This is a genomic window from Mycobacterium deserti (genome assembly GCF_025345615.1).
Taxonomy (GTDB): Bacteria; Actinomycetota; Actinomycetes; order Mycobacteriales; family Mycobacteriaceae; genus Mycobacterium; species Mycobacterium deserti.
Map to the genome: position 1 here is coordinate 86,587 of NZ_JAODWD010000002.1, position 15,907 is coordinate 102,493.

General features: G+C 67.1%; 18 protein-coding genes. 3 read left to right on the forward strand and 15 right to left on the reverse strand.

Translation table 11 applies throughout. From position 1 onward, the window contains the following. The first annotated feature begins 273 nt into the window (after positions 1-273). Positions 274-678 carry a DUF5319 domain-containing protein gene (locus N4S67_RS06535; RefSeq protein ID WP_067226169.1) on the forward strand — a complete coding sequence of 135 codons (405 nt, stop codon included), beginning with the start codon at positions 274-276 and terminating at the stop codon, positions 676-678. A 3-nt stretch (positions 679-681) separates the two neighbouring features. Here N4S67_RS06535 and N4S67_RS06540 read toward each other — a convergent pair whose 3' ends face one another. The 3 genes from N4S67_RS06540 to N4S67_RS06550 all read right to left on the reverse strand — a co-directional run bounded on the left by N4S67_RS06540 (position 682) and on the right by N4S67_RS06550 (position 3,255). Continuing rightward, a complete protein-coding gene (locus N4S67_RS06540) occupies positions 682-1,812 on the reverse strand; it encodes an anti-sigma-D factor RsdA (protein WP_260992160.1) in 1,131 nt (376 codons plus the stop codon). After that, positions 1,805-2,383, reverse strand: coding sequence for a sigma-70 family RNA polymerase sigma factor (locus tag N4S67_RS06545; protein WP_260992161.1), 579 nt, complete (start codon positions 2,381-2,383; stop codon positions 1,805-1,807). Before N4S67_RS06545 ends, N4S67_RS06540 begins: the two co-directional genes overlap by 8 nt. An 89-nt stretch (positions 2,384-2,472) precedes the next feature. Continuing rightward, a complete protein-coding gene (locus N4S67_RS06550; protein ID WP_260992162.1) occupies positions 2,473-3,255 on the reverse strand; it encodes a hypothetical protein in 783 nt (260 codons plus the stop codon). A gap of 421 nt (positions 3,256-3,676) precedes the next feature. Here N4S67_RS06550 and N4S67_RS06555 point away from each other — a divergent pair, with 421 nt between their 5' ends. Continuing rightward, entirely contained in the window at positions 3,677-3,967 is a 291-nt protein-coding gene (locus N4S67_RS06555) for a WhiB family transcriptional regulator (protein WP_260992163.1), read from the forward strand. Between the two features lie 4 nt (positions 3,968-3,971). Here the strand turns inward: N4S67_RS06555 and N4S67_RS06560 are convergent, their stop codons facing one another. Genes N4S67_RS06560 through N4S67_RS06580 form a run of 5 tightly spaced genes read right to left on the reverse strand, consistent with a single transcriptional unit; the run spans position 3,972 to position 9,185 of the window. Further along, a complete protein-coding gene (locus tag N4S67_RS06560) occupies positions 3,972-5,249 on the reverse strand; it encodes a cytochrome P450 (protein ID WP_260992164.1) in 1,278 nt (425 codons plus the stop codon). After that, positions 5,246-6,757 carry an aldehyde dehydrogenase family protein gene (locus tag N4S67_RS06565; protein ID WP_260992165.1) on the reverse strand — a complete coding sequence of 504 codons (1,512 nt, stop codon included), beginning with the start codon at positions 6,755-6,757 and terminating at the stop codon, positions 5,246-5,248. The genes N4S67_RS06560 and N4S67_RS06565 overlap by 4 nt, the downstream gene beginning before the upstream one ends. Next, positions 6,727-7,533, reverse strand: coding sequence for a carboxymuconolactone decarboxylase family protein (locus N4S67_RS06570; RefSeq protein WP_260992166.1), 807 nt, complete (start codon positions 7,531-7,533; stop codon positions 6,727-6,729). The genes N4S67_RS06565 and N4S67_RS06570 overlap by 31 nt, the downstream gene beginning before the upstream one ends. Before the next feature lie 27 nt (positions 7,534-7,560). Beyond that, on the reverse strand, positions 7,561-8,358 hold the full coding sequence (locus N4S67_RS06575; RefSeq protein ID WP_260992167.1) for a mycofactocin-coupled SDR family oxidoreductase: 798 nt from the start codon (positions 8,356-8,358) through the stop codon (positions 7,561-7,563). Then, positions 8,355-9,185, reverse strand: coding sequence for a mycofactocin-coupled SDR family oxidoreductase (locus N4S67_RS06580; protein WP_260992168.1), 831 nt, complete (start codon positions 9,183-9,185; stop codon positions 8,355-8,357). Before N4S67_RS06580 ends, N4S67_RS06575 begins: the two co-directional genes overlap by 4 nt. A 73-nt stretch (positions 9,186-9,258) precedes the next feature. Between N4S67_RS06580 and N4S67_RS06585 the strand changes: the two genes are divergently transcribed. Then, on the forward strand, positions 9,259-9,900 hold the full coding sequence (locus tag N4S67_RS06585) for a TetR family transcriptional regulator (protein ID WP_390893260.1): 642 nt from the start codon (positions 9,259-9,261) through the stop codon (positions 9,898-9,900). Positions 9,901-10,039: 139 nt separating this feature from the next. Here N4S67_RS06585 and groL read toward each other — a convergent pair whose 3' ends face one another. The 7 genes from groL to N4S67_RS06620 all read right to left on the reverse strand — a co-directional run bounded on the left by groL (position 10,040) and on the right by N4S67_RS06620 (position 15,906). Then, positions 10,040-11,662, reverse strand: coding sequence for a chaperonin GroEL (gene groL, locus N4S67_RS06590; RefSeq protein WP_260992169.1), 1,623 nt, complete (start codon positions 11,660-11,662; stop codon positions 10,040-10,042). A gap of 77 nt (positions 11,663-11,739) precedes the next feature. After that, positions 11,740-12,042: a co-chaperone GroES gene (gene groES / locus N4S67_RS06595; protein WP_046754122.1), complete on the reverse strand. Its 303-nt coding sequence runs from the start codon at positions 12,040-12,042 to the stop codon at positions 11,740-11,742. 185 nt (positions 12,043-12,227) lie between these two features. Then, the gene (tsaD, locus tag N4S67_RS06600; RefSeq protein ID WP_260992170.1) at positions 12,228-13,250 is read right to left on the reverse strand and encodes a tRNA (adenosine(37)-N6)-threonylcarbamoyltransferase complex transferase subunit TsaD; all 1,023 of its coding nucleotides are present in this window, start codon (positions 13,248-13,250) and stop codon (positions 12,228-12,230) included. Then, positions 13,247-13,738: a ribosomal protein S18-alanine N-acetyltransferase gene (gene rimI / locus N4S67_RS06605; protein WP_260992171.1), complete on the reverse strand. Its 492-nt coding sequence runs from the start codon at positions 13,736-13,738 to the stop codon at positions 13,247-13,249. The genes tsaD and rimI overlap by 4 nt, the downstream gene beginning before the upstream one ends. After that, on the reverse strand, positions 13,735-14,358 hold the full coding sequence (gene tsaB / locus N4S67_RS06610; RefSeq protein ID WP_390893261.1) for a tRNA (adenosine(37)-N6)-threonylcarbamoyltransferase complex dimerization subunit type 1 TsaB: 624 nt from the start codon (positions 14,356-14,358) through the stop codon (positions 13,735-13,737). The genes rimI and tsaB overlap by 4 nt, the downstream gene beginning before the upstream one ends. After that, positions 14,343-14,810, reverse strand: a complete 468-nt coding sequence (tsaE, locus tag N4S67_RS06615; RefSeq protein WP_260992173.1) for a tRNA (adenosine(37)-N6)-threonylcarbamoyltransferase complex ATPase subunit type 1 TsaE — start codon at positions 14,808-14,810, stop codon at positions 14,343-14,345. The genes tsaB and tsaE overlap by 16 nt, the downstream gene beginning before the upstream one ends. Then, positions 14,803-15,906 (reverse strand): alpha/beta fold hydrolase, encoded by a 1,104-nt coding sequence (locus tag N4S67_RS06620; RefSeq protein WP_390893318.1) that lies wholly within the window; start codon positions 15,904-15,906, stop codon positions 14,803-14,805. The genes tsaE and N4S67_RS06620 overlap by 8 nt, the downstream gene beginning before the upstream one ends. Position 15,907: the final 1 nt, after the last annotated feature.

The window sequence follows — 15,907 nt, forward strand, 5'->3', positions numbered from 1 at the left end:
TGCGAAGACGCCAGGCTAAAGAACCATCTTATCGGCTCCGACGGTCCCTTCACGGCCCCACGCGGGTGAGCGCCGTTACAGGCGCCGCTGCGGCAGCACCTCGCCGGACGAGTTGGTGCGCACCCGCGGAAATGGCTCTGCGGCACCAGCGGATTCGCGCATCAATTGAACAGTCCTTCGCGCGATGTGCCCGTCATCGATGGCTGTCGTGTATGGACTTAGCCGCCACCCGGCGGCTAGCGCGACATGAGGGGTGCTGCGTAATGTGGAGTCGTGCGCGATCACCTACCTCCAGGTTTGCCACCCGATCCGTTCGCCGACGACCCATGCGACCCCTCGGCCGCGCTCGATGCGCTCGAGCCGGGCCAGCCGCTGGACCCCCAGGAACGGACCGCGGTCGAGGCCGACTTGGCCGACCTGGCGGTGTATGAGGCATTGCTTGCGCACAAGGGAATTCGTGGCCTCGTGGTGTGCTGCGACGAATGCCAGCAGGACCACTATCACGACTGGGACATGCTGCGGGCGAACCTGCTGCAGCTGCTCGTCGACGGCACGGTTCGTCCGCACGAGCCCGCCTACGATCCCGAGCCTGATGCCTACGTGACCTGGGACTACTGCCGAGGCTATGCCGACGCTTCACTCAACGAGGCCACGTCGGAGACCGACGGCTACCGCTGAGTTCTACCCGTCGTTGCGACCCTGGCCACGCGGCTCGTTGTCGGGCTCCGGCACCACCACCGTGGTCGTGATCGCCGTCTGCGGCGCAGGCGCCTGAATCACCGGCGGAGCCTCAGGCGTCGGCTCCTCCTCCTGCACCGGTGCCGGCTCCACAATCGTCGGTATCACCACCGGCTCCCTGGTCGGAACGACTGTCGCGGTGGCGGTGGGTAGCGGCGGTGCGACCGTCGGGGTCGGCAGCGGCGTCGGTCGCGGAGCAGGCTGCGTCGGGGTCGGCAGTGGTGTCGGTCGCGGAGCAGGCTGCGTCGGGGTCGGCAGTGGTGTCGACGGTGACGGCAACGGGGTCGACGGTGACGGCAGCGGCGTCGACGGTGTCGGCAACGGGCCTGAGGGCGTCGGCAACGGGGTCGACGGCGTCGGGGTCGGCAGAGGTGTCGACGGCGACAAGGTCGGGTCCGACGACGGCGCAGTGGTGGTCGGCGTGTCGAGCACGATGACCGGCACGTCGGGAAACTCCGGCGCGGACGCGTTCGGCGGAATGGTGGCGGCGGCGTCCTTGGCCTCCACCTTCACCGTCAGCTCCTGCCATTGGGTGACAAGTTCCTGCTTCTGCTCGACGTCGTTGACCGTCGCGACCGTCGTAGTCAGCGTCTGCAATTTGTTCTGAGCGGCGTCCCACTGACCTTCGTCGATCAGCTGCTGCACCTCAGCGAGCTGCTGGCTGGCCAGCATCACCGAATCGTTGCGCGGAGAATCCTCGCCGAACAACATCGTGTGCAGACCATAGAGCGTGTCGCCAGGACCGGCGCCTGCGACCACGGACACGAATCCACCGAGGCACAGCACCGCCGCGGCGGTCGACCCGACGAGGGCCAAGGACCGCGTGCGTCGACGCGTCGCGGTTGCGCGGTCGAGCGCGACGACCGCGTCGCGCGGTGTTATCGGGGTCTTCAGCGGAGGCGTGCGGACCTCGTCACGCCACCCCGCCATCAGGTTGGCGAGTTCGGCTTCGCCGGAATCGGTCGAATACACCGGCTGCGCGAACGCCAGCGAGTCGAGGAACCGGTCGGTGCGGTTGATGTCGTTGAGGGACGGATCTCCCCCGTTGCCAGTCCAGCGTCCGAAGTCAGGCATGGTCGTGCCCCGTCGAGATGATTTCCTGCTTGAGTCGAGCGAGCGCGCGGTGCTGGGCGACGCGGACCGCGCCGGCAGTGCTGCCGACCGCCTCAGCGGTCTCCTCCGCGCTCATTCCGACAACCACGCGCAGGATCAGGATTTCGCGCTGCTTGTCGGGCAGGGTGGCCAGCAGCTTGTTCATCCGAGCCGACGACTCGGAGTCCAGCGCCATCTGCTCCGGACCTGCATCCAGAGAGAACCGCTCCGGCACGACGTCGGTGGGGTCGGATCGATTCCGGCCCGCCGCGCGATGCGCGTCGGCGACTTTGTGTGCAGCAATGCCGTACACGAAGGCCAGGAACGGTCGTCCCTGATCCTTGTAGCGCGGCAGCGCCGTGATGGCGGCCAAGCACACCTCCTGCGCGATGTCATCTGCTGACAGACCGCTTCGTTCCGCTGTTCCGACCCTTGCCCGGCAGTACCGAACAACGATCGGACGGATGGTCTCCAGCACCTCCCTGAGCGCGTCCCGGTTGCCTGCCACAGCCTCAGCAACGACAGAATCGAGACGTTCTCCCGAAATTGTCATCGTGGGCGATCTCTCCAGCGTTACGAACGGGCCTCAACCCGGTGGGGTGGCTGAGCTAAACAATAACGATCTAGATGGGGCGGACCGGGTCACCGCACCGACCACATGCCGCCCCGGCGACGCACTGTATCTGCCGACTCGTCGCGAATCGCCGCTATCTGCGCCGCCGAGTACGCCGCACTGCCGATGTCGGCGAGCAGGCTGGCCAACGCCCAGCGCAGCGGAATCATCCCCAAACGTTCGGACGCCGGCAGCGCGGCGTCGGCCACCTGACGCGATGCGTCGGTGCGCCCAGCGCTGCACAGTGCCGCCGCGTTGACCACCTCGGACTTGACGGCGTGGCGCGCGGATCCGTAGGTCGCGGCCAGCTCGACGGCGCATTGGGCATGTGTCACCGACGCGGCACCGCGCCCGCCGGCCATCTCGAGTTCGGCACGCACCCACGCGAGGCGCACCTGCAGCCGCACCGAGTCCCGCACCAGCGGGGCCGCGCGCCTCAGCGCACTCGCCGAGGTCGCGAATCGCCCCACGCCGAGCGCGTCGGCCGCCAACCCGATCAGCGCATCGGCGCCCGCTTCGGGATCAGCGCCTGCGAGCGCCAGCGCTCGGCCGTCGAACATGCGGGCGCGGTCGTGCCCGCCCAGCTGGCGGAGGAACGACGCGCGCGTGCTGTGCGCCAGGGACGCGAGGCTTCCTGCCCGACGCCGACGGCACAGGTCCGCCAGATCTGCGAGGGCGCTGCCGTAGCGGCCCTGTCCGCCGGCGGCGACGGCCCGCAACCACAGCGCGTACGGCGTGGTCGCCGACGGCAGTGGCCATCGGCCGGGGTCCTCACCGAAGGCGACGGCGGACAGCTCAGATTCCTCGGACATCGGGTTGCGACGCTATCAACGAGCCGTCAGGAACCCGGTACCGCTGGGCACACGCGGGTGATTAATTCACTGAAATCGCATTAGTTAACAGTTCATGGTGGCCGTGTTACGCGCGTGTCAACGGCGTACCGAGCGGAAAATGCCGCTGCAGCACGCGCATATCGCGCGATCAGCAAAAACGTTGAGCCCGACCGCGATTAATGACCAATTGCCGTGTTGCCCAAACATCGAGCAGATGAACGCAACGTTAATTCTCGGTCAGCGCCTATGCGATTGAGCACATGTGCGGGCTATTGACGGATTTTCATAAGCCCCCCTAGTTTGTGTTCACGAGTAGTCATTGGCGACATGTGCTCGGACCTGTTCCACAACTCACGCACTGACGCGTTCACGAAAAGGGTGCGTAGAGAGGGGTTTCCAAATGCCACAGCCGCAAGAGCTACCCGGGCCGAATGCAGACATTTGGGATTGGCAGATGCAGGGCCTGTGTCGGGGCGTCGACTCGTCGGTGTTCTTCCATCCCGACGGCGAGCGCGGCCGCGCGAGAGCGCAGCGGGAACTCCGCGCCAAAGAGATGTGCCGTAGCTGCCCGGTGATCACTCAGTGCCGCGCGCACGCACTCGCCGTCGGCGAACCCTACGGAATATGGGGCGGCCTGTCGGAGGCCGAGCGTGAACTTCTGCTCAAGCGGGGCATCCGCCGCGCGTCGTAGAGGTTCAGACGGGCGTGAACTCGATGTGCAGCTCGGTGAGTCCTCGGAGCAAAAAGGTCGGCTCGTAGCGGTACCGCCGGTCAGGTGCCGAACCGTGCGCGGCATCGCTGATGGCGATGTCGCGCATGCGGTCGAGAAGGCGCTTGACGGTGATCTGCCCTTCGACCCGCGCCAGGGGCGCCCCGGCGCACGTGTGAATGCCGCGCCCGAAGGCGATGTGTTCGCGCACGTTTTTTCGGTCCAAGCGAAACGTGTGCGGATCGTCGAACTTGTGGGGGTCACGATTCGCCGCACCGAGGCACAGCATGAGGACAGTTCCGGCCGGGATGTGCACGCCGCCAAGCGATGCCGTCTTGCGGGCCAGCCGGAAGTCGACTTTCGTCGGGCTCTGCATCCTCAGGGACTCCTCGATGAATGCGGAGATCAGCGTGGGGTCGTCACGAAGCTGTTGCTGGAATTGCGGTCGATCACCCAGTGTCTGCACGGCCGCACTGAGTAGCTTTGTGACGGTCTCCTGACCCGCGGCGAACAGAAACGTCGCCGGGCGAACCACATCGAGAAGCTCGGGTGTGGAGCCGTCCGGATACACGGCGGAGGCCATACCGCCGAGGACGTCGTTGCGCGGGTTGCGCCGTCGCTCCGCGATGTAGGCGCTGAATATGTCGTCGAGGTATTTCAACGGATTGCGGCCCACGGGGTCACCGTTGAGTGCGCCGACCGTGGCGCCGGGCGCCCTACCCGCGCCCAGCGCATGCCGGATTTCTTGGCGGTCGTCTTCCGGGACGCCCAGCAGATCGGTTATTGCCAGTGTCGCAAAGGGTTTGGCGTACTCGGATAGAAACTCGCACCGGCCGTTGGTGATGAACTCGTCGAGTTGCCGGTCGGCGAGTCGCCATATGTAGTCTTCGTTCTCCTTGAGCCTGCGAGGCGTCAGGAGCTTGCTCAGAAGTGACCGCGCCCGATCGTGCTCGGGCGGGTCCATCACCACCATGTGCTCGAAGATCGGGAATCGGTGACGATGCGCATCGATCTGCGCGGAGATGTCATCGCCCTCCGGTTCGAACGGAAGCGGTGGGAAGGGCCCGCCGATCGCGTTGACCGCCGAGAACGACTCGACGTCCTTGAACGCGGACATCACCTCGGCGTAGCCGGTGACCGCCACGACACCGTGGTGCGGTTCGCGGAAGACGGGCCCCTGGGCGCGCAGGTACTCGTAATAGTCGTAGGGATCCTGCGCAACGGCTTGGTCGGTGAAGTAGTCGACTGACGCCAGATCGCTCACGATCGCGCTCCCATCCCGATGCGAATGTTTTTCACCTGCAGGAACTCCTGTAATCCCTCGGCGCCGCCGGTGCGGCCGAAGCCGCTCTGCTTGTAACCGCCGTACGGTCCCTGCGGCGCGATGTCGCTGAACGTGTTGATCCAGACCGAGCCGGCTTCGAGACGCCGGGCGACGCTGTGGGCCCGGTTGAGGTCACGGGTGTGCACGAAGGCGTTCAGCCCGTAGGACGTGTCGTTGGCCAGGCGCACGGCGTCCGCCGCGTCGCCGAATCTGATGACGGACACGACCGGTCCGAACGTCTCCGTGCGAGCCAGCTCGGAGGTGTTGTCGACGTCGCCAAAAACTGTCGGTTCGATGTAGTAACCGGCGGCGAGGTCACCGCTGATGCGCCGTCCTCCCGTCAGCAGGCTGCCGGCTCGCGCGCGGACGGCCGCATCGACCGTGCTGAGGATGCGGTGCGCAGCGGCATCGCTGACGACAGGACCGAAAACCACTGCGGGATCGAACGGGTCGCCAATCTCGGCCGAGGTGACGACGGCGAGGAACTTCTCGACGAAGGCGTCGTACACCCTGTCCTGCACCAGGATGCGGCTGGCACACGCGCAGCTTTGCCCGGACTGCATGAGCGGCCCTTGATGGGCCGACAGCATCGCTGCGGCATCGAGGTCGGCGTCGGCGAAGATGACGCTGGCCGACTTGCCGCCCAACTCGGCGACAACAGGAGTCAGATTACTCGCGGCCGCCTGCAGCACCCTGCGCGCGGTGTCGCCGCCCCCGGTGAAATGGATCTTGCGGACGCCCGGGTGCCGCACCAGTGCGTCGCCGCCCTCTGGGCCGGCGGGCACGACGTTGACAAGCCCGCGCGGAAGACCCGCTTGCAGACACAGTTCGCCGAACCGCAGCGAGGCCAGCGGCGCAAGCTCAGAAGGCTTGAAGACAACGGCGTTTCCCGCGGCGAGCGCCGGAGCGATGCACGATCCTGCGACGGCCAGCGCACCGTTCCACGGTGCGATGACGCCGACGACACCGTACGGATCACGTTCGACGAGGTTGATGTCGAAGGAACCGTCGACTGGTGTGCTCGAACCCAGCGGCTTGTCGACGTATCCCGCGAAATGGCGCAGAAACCGTTCCAGCAGAAGGGCAGTGCCTGCGAACGAGACCGGTACCGCGTAGTCGTGGACGTTCAGCGCGGCGAGTTCGTCGAGATGCGCACCGACGACATCGGCCAGATTGATGAGCAGATCACGCCGCCGATCGACCGTCAGCGCCGTCCACTCCCGGTGGGCATCCCAGGCGGAGGCGACAGCAAGGTCGATCTCCGGCTTGCCTGCCAGCGTGACGGCCGCGTTGGGCCGGCCGGTCGCGGGGAAGATGTGGGTGTGGTGCGGCAGCGAGGAGGCGGTGATGCGGTCACCGCCAACCAGCAGGCCGTGCACCTGGTCCGGCGTGACGGGCTGGGCAACGGATGCGCCGATCACGAGACCGCCTCCGCCTCGGCTGCCCATTCCCCGGTGACGCGACGCTTCTGCTCGTCGATGACCTGGTTCAGATGAGCAGCCTTCGGCCAGCCATAGTAGGCGGCGAAATGCAATGCCAATTCATCCATTTCGTCGAACGACACATCGCGACTCTTGAGGGCCGCGTAAACGTGGCTCAGGATCGGGATCGGCGCGTCCTGAAAGGCGACGCACGCCACGGTCACCAGTCGCCGTTCCTTCATCCCGAGCCCCGGGCGCAGCCACATCTCGCCGAAGACGAAGTTGAGGATGCCCGCGCCGGAATACGGGTTGTCCCGGATCGGCGCGAACGGGATGCAGTTGATCTCCCGGAACGCCTGCTCGCCGACCGACAGCCGCGCCTCGGGGTCGCTGGGCGTGGTCAGCGGAAGAAGTGGCTCCGGCACCGGGACCTCCTGTCCCCGCTCGCGATGGATGCGTTCCCACTGTTCATCGACGGCGATGTTGAAGCGCGACGCCTTGGGCCATCCGCCGTAGACCGCGAAATGTAGTACTGTCTCGCGCATTTCGACGATCGTCAGATCACCGCTATTGAGTGCGGCATACACATGGTCGCGCAGAGGCCCTTCGGCGTCGGCGGCCGCGACACAGGGCAACGTCACGAAGCGTCGGTCCCGCCGGCTCAGTCCGGGGCGCCGCCACACCTCGGCGAAAACGAAGTCGAGCATCGTCGTTGCGGCGGTGACGTCGTCGGGGGCCGAGAACGTCATCACTTCGGCGAAACTGCGCCGACTCAACTCGTGCCGTTCGGTATCTGAGGTCATCACATCGTTTCTTTCGTCGACTGCGCACTAGCGCAGGGTGACGCCGGCATCGACCTTGAACTCGAGTCCGGTCACGTACCGCGATTCGTCGGACGCCAGGAAGAGCACGGCGTTGCTGACGTCGATGGCGTCGGCCATCACGATGGGCAGCGCGTTGAGGAAGATCGGCACGAGGTCGGGCCGCGAGTCGCCGAGCAGACCATGCAGCGACTCCGGTTGCATGCCCGTCGGCACACCGGTGGGGTGCACGGTGTTCACCCGCACGTTCTGTGCCGCCAGCTCATTGGCCAGGGCTCGGCTGAGTCCGACGACTCCGTGCTTCGACGCGGTGTAAGGCAGATGCAACGGCGTGCCCTTCAGGCCCGCCGCGGAGCTGATCAGGATCAGACTGCCGCCGTGATCGACCAGATGTGGCAAAGCGGCCGCGCACGTGTTCCAGCTGCCGATCAGGTTCACGTCGACGACGGTTCGCCACTGTGCGGAAGTCGTTGTGTCCCAGGTTCCGACGGTCAGCACACCGGCATTGGCAACCGCCGCGTCCAGACCCCCCAGCTCTGTCACACCGGCGTCAACGGCGGCGGCCAAGGCGGACGCATCGCGCACATCCACCACGTGGGTCGTTACACGGCGGTTGTGTTTCTCGACCAGCCGAGCGGTTTCCTCCAGGTCTTCTCGCGACGCCAACGGATACTCCACCTCGGGCAGCGACTCACAGATGTCGACGAGGATGAGGTCGGCGCCTTCTTCGGCGAGGCGGACGGCATGGCTGCGGCCCATTCCCCGTGCGGCCCCCGTGACCAGCACGCGTTTACCGGCGACCCTCATAGCTTGTTGCAGAAACCTGCGTCGACGGGGAACGTCACGCCGGTGACGTACTTGGCCTCGTCGGAGACCAGGTAGGCGATCGCGGCACTGATGTCTTCTGGCTCGAGCAGGTTGACGGGCATGGGGTTCTGCAGGTGTGGGCCGTCGCCGGGGTAGTTCTCGAGGAACTCGGTCATGGCCGGGTTGACGGCCATCATGGTGTTCACCGCGGTGGGGTGGACCGTGTTGACGCGAATGTTGGCGGGGGCAAGAGCATTGGCCAATGTGCGCATGAGCCCGACGATTCCGTGCTTGGAGGCCGCATAGCCCAAACCCCCACCCTGCATGCCGCCGAACCCCTTCAGCCCGGCAGTAGAGCTGGTGAAGATGATCACGCCGCCGCGGTTGCCCGCGAGCAGGTGTGGGATCGCCGCCCACGCAGTGTGGTACGCGCCGTCGAGATTGACACCGATGGCCGCCTTCCACTGCTCGAGCTCTTCGTCGACGGTCAGCTCGCGAAACGCGACGGGCGCGATGCCCGCGTTCGCCAAGACGATGTCGAGGCGACCGAACTGCTCCACGCCGGCGTCGAGGGCGGACTTCACCTGGCGGAAGTCGCGCACATCGGCGACCGACGCGGCGATCTTGCCGCCCTGGGCTTCGACCAGTGCCACCGTCTCGTCGAGGTCGTCACGCGTCGCCATCGCGTAGTGGTTCGCCGGGATGTCGACGCCGATGTCGACGCCGATGATGCTCGCCCCTTCGCGGGCGAGGCGTAACGCGTGGCTTCGTCCCTGACCTCGTGCGACACCGGTGATGAAGGCGACTCTGCCGTCGAGCTGACCCACGAAACTCCTGCTTTCCTCGATGCTCGGCCCGGTTAGTCCGCCGGTAACCGCGTTACTGAGGCGGTACAGTAACATGGTTACTGTGCCGGCGAAAGCAGCTTCACCCGATGGAACGAGGGCCAACGCGGCGGCCGGTCAGGCAGCCGATCCCATCCTCGAGACCGTCGTCGAGTTGCTCGACACCCAAGGCGACGAGGCCGTTGCGCTGCGTGAGGTGGCGCGGCGGGCTCGGGTTTCACTGGCGACGATCTACAAGCGGTACGCAACGCGCGACGAACTGATCGTCGCCGCCCTCGAGTGGTGGATGGAAACCAACAGGTACGCGGGCCTGTCGGTGCCCGCCGACGGTGACGGTTCGCTGTACGCCCGCCTGATGCAGGTGCTGCGGACCATCTTCGAACCCTGGGAGCAGCACCCTCTGATGCTTCGGTGCTACTTTCGCGCACGAACAGGCCCCGGGGGCGAAAGACTGATACAGCGAGGCATCGACGCCGTCGTCCCGATCGTCAGAGCCATTCTCACCGAGGTGGATTCGGCCTTCGCCGAAGATCTCGAGCTGATCTTGACCGGAGTGATCTACGGATTTCTCGGCCGCTTCGCCGACGGCGAGATCGAGGTGACCGAGATCGTCCCGGCGATCGAGCGCGCAGTGTTTCGGCTGACGGCGGCCTACGAGCGAGAGCACCGCCACAACGAGCCGAAGGGCCGAAAGTGAATCCGCACAACAATTTTGGCGGCTACCGCCCGGACCGCCCGTGCCGGGGCTGACGTCGCGATGCGAGCCCGGCTGTCCTGGCCTAGCGAAAACGAAACACCCCCGGCGGTTTCGCCGGGGGTGTTCGTTTTCAATTCACTCAGTGGTGGTGATGACCGTGGCCGTGGCCGTGGTCTTCGGCCTCCTCGGCCGGCTTCTCCACCACCGCTGTCTCGGTGGTCAGCAACATCCGGGCGACGGACGCGGCGTTGAGCACCGCAGAGCGAGTGACCTTGACCGGGTCGACGACCCCGTCGGCGGCCAGGTCGCCGTACTCGAGTGTGGCGGCGTTGAAGCCCTGCCCGGCGGGCAGCTCCGAGACCTTGTTCACCACGACCGAGCCGTCGAGCCCGGCGTTCGTGGCGATCCAGTACAGCGGCGCCGACAGCGCGGAGGCGAACACGTCGACCCCGAGCCGCTCGTCGCCGGAGACGCTCTCACGCAACGAGTCGAGCGCGGCGCGCGCCTTGACCAGCGCCGAACCGCCGCCGGCGATGATGCCCTCCTCGACAGCGGCCTTGGCCGCCGCCACCGCATCCTCGACCGCTTCCTTGCGCTTCTTCAGATCGGTTTCGGTGGCAGCGCCGACCTTGATGACGGCGACGCCGCCGGCCAGCTTCGCCAACCGCTCCTCGAGCTTCTCGCGGTCCCAGTCCGAATCGCTGGTCTCGATCTCCGCCCGCAGCTGTGCCTTGCGCCCCTCGATGGCGTCCTTGGTGCCGCCACCGTCGACGATCGTGGTGCTGTCCTTGTCGACGACCACGCGCCGTGCCGAGCCCAGCACATCGAGGCCGACCTCGCGCAGCAGCAGCCCGACGTCGGGGTTGACGACCTGACCGCCGGTGACGATCGCGAGGTCTTCGAGGAACGCCTTGCGACGATCACCGAAAAACGGCGCCTTCACGGCGACGGCCTTGAGCGTCTTGCGAATCGAGTTGACCACCAGCGTCGAAAGCGCTTCGCCCTCAACGTCTTCGGCAATGATCAGCAACGGCTTGCCCGCTTCGGCGACCTTCTCCAGAAGCGGCAGCAGGTCGGGCAGCGAGCTGACCTTCTCGCGGTGCAACAGAATCACCGCATCCTCGAGAACCGCTTCCTGGGCGTCGAAGTCGGTAATGAAGTACGCCGAGATGTAACCCTTGTCGAAGCCGACGCCGTCGGTGATGTCCAGCTCGGTGTTCAGCGTCGAGGACTCCTCGACCGACACGACTCCGTCGGTGCCGACCTTGGTCATCGCCTCGCCGACCAGCTCGCCGATCAGCTCGTCGCGCGACGAGACCGTGGCGACCTGGGCGATGCCGTTCTTGTCCGACACCGGCGTCGCCGAGGCCAGCAGCGCCTCGGAGACCGCGTCGGCGGCCTTCGAGATGCCGGCACCGAGGGCGATCGGGTTGGCACCGGCCGCGACGTTGCGCAGCCCCGCCTTGACGATCGCCTGAGCGAGCACGGTCGCGGTGGTGGTGCCGTCGCCTGCGACGTCGTTGGTCTTGGTGGCCACCGACTTGACGAGTTGGGCACCGAGGTTCTCGAACGGGTCTTCCAGCTCGATCTCGCGGGCGATGGTCACGCCGTCGTTGGTGACGGTCGGCCCGCCCCACGACTTGGCCAGCACCACGTTCCTGCCGCGTGGGCCGAGCGTCACGCGCACCGCGTCGGCGAGCTTGTCTACGCCGGCTTCCATTGCGCGGCGCGCAGTTTCGTTGAACTCAATCTGCTTGCTCATAGTTGACTTTCCGCTATACGCATGCCGCCCCGGAAATCTCCCGTGTGACGGGGATTCCCGGGGCGGAACACGGGTGCTTACTTGTTGACGACTGCCAGCACGTCGCGGGCAGACAGGATCAGGTACTCCTCGCCGTTGTACTTGATCTCGGTGCCGCCGTACTTGCTGTAGATGACGGTGTCGCCCTCGGAGACGTCAAGCGGAATGCGCTTCTCGCCGTCCTCGTCCCAGCGACCGGGACCGACTGCGACGACGGTGCCTTCCTGTGGCTTCTCCTTGGCGGTGTCGGGGATGACCAGACCGGAAGCGGTCGTGGTCTCGGCCTCGTTGGCCTGTACGAGGATCTTGTCCTCGAGTGGCTTAATGTTCACGCTCGCCACGATGGAGCCCTCCACTAGTTCGGGTGTCGATCCGGGGGTTTCCGGATGTCTCAATTACCAGGTGTTCGGCATACCGTCCGTGCCCTCGCGTCGTCGTCGCGGGTGCCGGCGCAGGGGGTTGGGCGTCTGCCACCTAGCACTCTATACATGAGAGTGCTAGCACTCAAGGTCGCCCCTCGACAAGATCACGTGACCTGTCCCTGCACCACCGGCAGCCCGGGATCGCTCGCGGCATCCAGCGGCGACGGCGCCGCGCCCGCAGCGATCAGGTGGGCCGCGAACGACGCGATCATCGCGCCGTTGTCCGTGCACAGCCGCGGCCGCGGGATCCGCAGGGTCAGCCCGTTGGCCGCGCACCGCTCGTCGGCCAGCTCGCGGAGCCGGGAGTTGGCGGCCACCCCACCTGCGATCAACAGGGTCGACACCTCCAACTGCTGACAGGCGGCCACGGCCTTCTTGGTCAACACGTCGGCGACCGCCTCCTGAAAGCCGGCCGCGACGTCGGCCTGTCGCGAATCAGGGTGGCTCTCGACATAACGTGCAACCGCCGTCTTGAGCCCGGAGAAGCTGAACGCATACGGGTCGTCGCGCGGGCCGGACATGCCGCGCGGAAAGACAATCGCGTCGCGATCCCCCTCGCGGGCCAGGTCGTCGAGCACCTTCCCGCCCGGATAGCCGAGACCCAGCAGCCGCGCGACCTTGTCGTAGGCCTCCCCCGCGGCATCGTCGACGGTGCTGCCGAGTTCGACGATCGGTTCGCCCAGCGACCGCACGTGCAGCAGGTTGGTGTGCCCGCCGGACACCAGCAGCCCGACACTCTCGGGCAGCGGGCCATGGTCGTAGACGTCGGCGGCCAGATGACCACCGAGGTGGTTGACGCCGTAGAACGGCACCTGCCAAGCAGCCGAATACGCTTTGGCCGCAGCGACTCCCACCAGCAACGCCCCCGCGAGTCCCGGTCCGATCGTGGCGGCGACCACGTCGGGCTTGTCGACACCGGCCGCTTCGAGAGCCCGGCGCATCGTCGGCCCCAACGCCTCGAGGTGCGCGCGTGATGCGATCTCGGGGACGACGCCGCCGAACCGCGCGTGCTCGTCGACGCTGGAGGCCACCTCGTCGGCCAACAGGCGCACGGCGCCGTCGGCGCTCAGTTCGGCGATGCCGACGCCGGTTTCGTCGCAGGAGCTCTCGATGGCCAGAATGATCATGACGGGTCCCGCCGCATCGTATACGCGTCCGCGCCGCTGGCGCGGTAGTAGCGTTTCCGCAGTCCGACGTTGACGAAGCCGAAGCTCTCGTACAGCGCGATCGCCGCCTCGTTGTCGGTGCGGACCTCGAGGAAAACCGCTCCGCCCGAGGCGTATTCGAGCAGGCTGGCGACCATGCGTCTGCCGATCCCCCGGCCCTGGTAGGCCGGGTCGACGCCGACGGTGTGGATCTCGTATTCGTAGGGACGCGTGCGTCCGAGCCGGGCGATTCCCGCGTACCCGACGAGTTTGTCGACCGCCGGCTGAGCCGGCGATTCGATTCTGGCGCGCGCGGCCACGTAGTGGATGTGCTTGGCGGCGAGCTCGGCCAGAAACGCCCGCTCCGGCCACGGGTCGTCGCCCTCGAACAGCTGGGCCTCCAGCTCGGCGCACCGAGCCGCGTCGTGACGCGTCAGCTTGCCGTAAACCACCTCCGCCGAGCCGGTCATCGCGTCGGCACCGACGGCTTGGCATCGGGACGGCGCAGATACAGCGGGACCAGCGGCGCCGGGTTCGCGGACCAATCGTCAACGGCGCGCACCAGTCCGGCGACGGTCGGATACACGGGCGGCCGTGTGAGTGCATCCACCGCCCCGGGCACATCGGCCGGTGCGTTGACGGCCGGGCCGTCGATCCGGACACCGTCGCGGTAGCGCGCCCAGTAGACCTCGCGGCGACGGGCATCGGTCACCACCAGCGCGTCGCCGTCGGTGTCGATGCCGATCCCGTCGAGGCTGCACACTCCGTGCACAGGGACGCCGAGCGCGTGCCCGAACGCCGCCGCGCTGGCCATGCCCACCCGCAACCCGGTGAACGGGCCGGGGCCGCATCCGACGACGACAGCGCCGAGGTCGCCGACTGCGATCGAGGCGTCGGCCAAGGCGCCGACCACGTTGGGCGTGAGCTGTTCGGCGTGCGCGCGGGCGTCGACGGTGACCCGCTCGGCGAGCACCTCGAAACCTTCGACGCGCACGACGCCGGCGGTGACAGCGGGTGTCGCCGTGTCGATGGCCAGCACGAGGGTTCCGTGTCCTCCTGCCGTGCGCGACCCGCTCACGGCCCGCTCCATTCCCATACGGCGGTGCGCACGTCGGTGTCGCGGGCGCGTTCGAGCCGCACGTCGAGGTGGCTGTCGGAGAGCCGCTCGGCCAGGCCCTCGCCCCACTCGACGACCACGACCGCGTCTTCGAGGTCGGTGTCGAGATCGAGTGAGTCCAGTTCGGCGAGGAGGTCGACCGACGCGCTGTCGAGTAGGCGATACAGGTCGACGTGAATCATCGTCGGCGCGGCCGGGCGTCGCGGACGATGCACGCGGGCCAGCACGAACGTCGGAGAGATCACCGGGCCCTCGACATCCATCGCCTGCGCGATTCCCTTGGCCAACACCGTCTTTCCTGCGCCCAGCGGACCGGACAGCACCACCACGTCCCCGGCTCGGAGGTCTTTGCCGAGCCGGGCGCCGAGCGCGATCGTGTCATCGGCGGTCACCAGTTCCGCCGTACCGCCGCGGCGGTCAACCACGGCGGACCCGTTCGCGCACGCGCCGGGTGAGCGCGACGAGTTTGGACGGGGTGGCGCGCTCGACGAACTGCACAAGGGCGTCGTCGACGACTTCGGGTTGCTCGAGCTGCACGAGATGTCCTGCGCCGGGAACGATCACCAACTCCGCCTTGGGCAGCGCGGCAGCCATGGCTTGCGAGTACTCCTTGGACGTCAGCAGGTCTCGGTCGCGACAGACGATAAGCGTCGGCACCTTCTTGAGTGTCTCGAGACCCGCCGTCTCGTCATGCACCTCGAGCGCGTGCAGGAACTCCACCAGAGTCGCGATGGGCGTGCCGTGCATCATCTCCTCCGAGAACGCGACCACGCTCGGGCTGATCTTCTCGTCGCCGTAGGACGCCGCGCGCAGGATCGGCGCGATGACCGACTTCGCCGCGCCGCGGGTGCGGTGCACGGTTTTGGGTGCGTACCGCACGGCGAAGCGCGCCGCCTCCAGCGCCGGGTTCCGCAGGACCTCGCCCAGCGGGGACCGCGAAATCCCCTCGGCCGCAGACGCGATGAGCGCTGCGCCGACGATCCGCGTCGGATATTGCTGCGGATACTGCCGGGCGTGCGACAGCACGGTCATGCCGCCCATCGAGTGCCCCACCAACACCACTGGGCCTTTCGGCGCCATCACGGCGAGTACCGACTCGAGATCCTGGCCCAACTGGGTCACGGTGTACGTCGCCGCCGGCGCCTCGCCCGACTGACCGTGCCCACGCTGGTCGTAGAACACCATGCGGACCTGGTCGCCCCACTGATCGGTGAGCCTCGCCCTCTGAAAGTGAAAGGCGCCCATGCGAAGACAGAAGCCGTGGGCGAACACGACGGTCAGGGGTGCGTCCTGGGGGCCGACTTCGCGGACGGCCAGTGGCACTCCGTCCGCCGTGGTGACGACGTAACTGCGGTCGGCGTCGAGAAGTTCGAAGTCCTCGTCCCGGTAGGGGTCGTCGATCGTCACGCGACGGCGCATCGACCGCGCGACGGAGACGCCTGCCGCGGCGCCGACCGCGGTCAGGCCCGCAAGTCCTGCGAGCCAGCCTGCCCTCGACCCGCGCCCGCGCGCGGCGACGATA